The sequence below is a fragment of the Polaribacter sp. 11A2H genome, assembly GCF_011379025.1.
In the GTDB taxonomy this organism is placed as follows: domain Bacteria; phylum Bacteroidota; class Bacteroidia; order Flavobacteriales; family Flavobacteriaceae; genus Polaribacter.
The window spans coordinates 1-1,129 of the sequence record NZ_WTLD01000042.1; the positions used below are offsets into that span (position 1 = coordinate 1).

Below are 1,129 nucleotides of genomic sequence, written 5' to 3' on the forward strand. Positions count from 1 at the left end.
TGTTTCAACGAACTATTCCGTCAGTTCGCGGTGCTTTCATTACTCCGTCACCCCATCGCAATTATAAGAAGTACAGGAATATTAACCTGTTATCCATCGACTACTCCCTTCGGATTCGCCTTAGGACCCGACTAACCCTCAGCTGATTAGCATCGCTGAGGAAACCTTAGTCTTTCGGTGTGGGGGTTTCTCGCCCCCATTATCGTTACTTATGCCTACATTTTCTTTTGTAAACACTCCAGCATACCTCACAGTACACCTTCTACGCTGATTACAATGCTCCCCTACCACTAACGTGTCTTTCAACGTTAATCCATAGCTTCGGTAATATGTTTATGCCCGATTATTATCCATGCAAAATCGCTCGACTAGTGAGCTGTTACGCACTCTTTAAATGAATGGCTGCTTCCAAGCCAACATCCTAGCTGTCTAAGCAATTTCACCTCGTTTTTTCAACTTAACATATATTTGGGGACCTTAGCTGATGGTCTGGGTTCTTTCCCTCTCGGACATGGACCTTAGCACCCATGCCCTCACTGCTGAGAAACATTTTATAGCATTCGGAGTTTGTCAGGAATTGGTAGGCGGTGAAGCCCCCGCATCCAATCAGTAGCTCTACCTCTATAAAACTTTTACTCAACGCTGCACCTAAATGCATTTCGGGGAGTACGAGCTATTTCCGAGTTTGATTGGCCTTTCACCCCTACCCACAGGTCATCCAAAGACTTTTCAACGTCAACTGGTTCGGTCCTCCACTGTATGTTACTACAGCTTCAACCTGCCCATGGGTAGATCACTCGGTTTCGCGTCTACTACTACTAACTAAAGCGCCCTATTCAGACTCGCTTTCGCTACGGCTCCTTGACTTAATCAATTAACCTTGCTAGAAACAGTAACTCGTAGGCTCATTATGCAAAAGGCACGCCGTCACAACTCGAAGTTGCTCCGACCGCTTGTAGGCGTACGGTTTCAGGTTCTATTTCACTCCCTTACTTAGGGTTCTTTTCACCTTTCCCTCACGGTACTAGTTCACTATCGGTCTCTCAGGAGTATTTAGCCTTACCGGATGGTCCCGGTGGATTCATACAGGATTACTCGTGTCCCGCACTACTCAGGGTACCACTATCTA

General features: G+C 46.3%; 1 rRNA gene. It reads right to left on the reverse strand.

The window, feature by feature from the left end:
• Positions 1-1,129 (reverse strand): 23S ribosomal RNA (locus tag GQS58_RS16820); the annotation flags it as partial.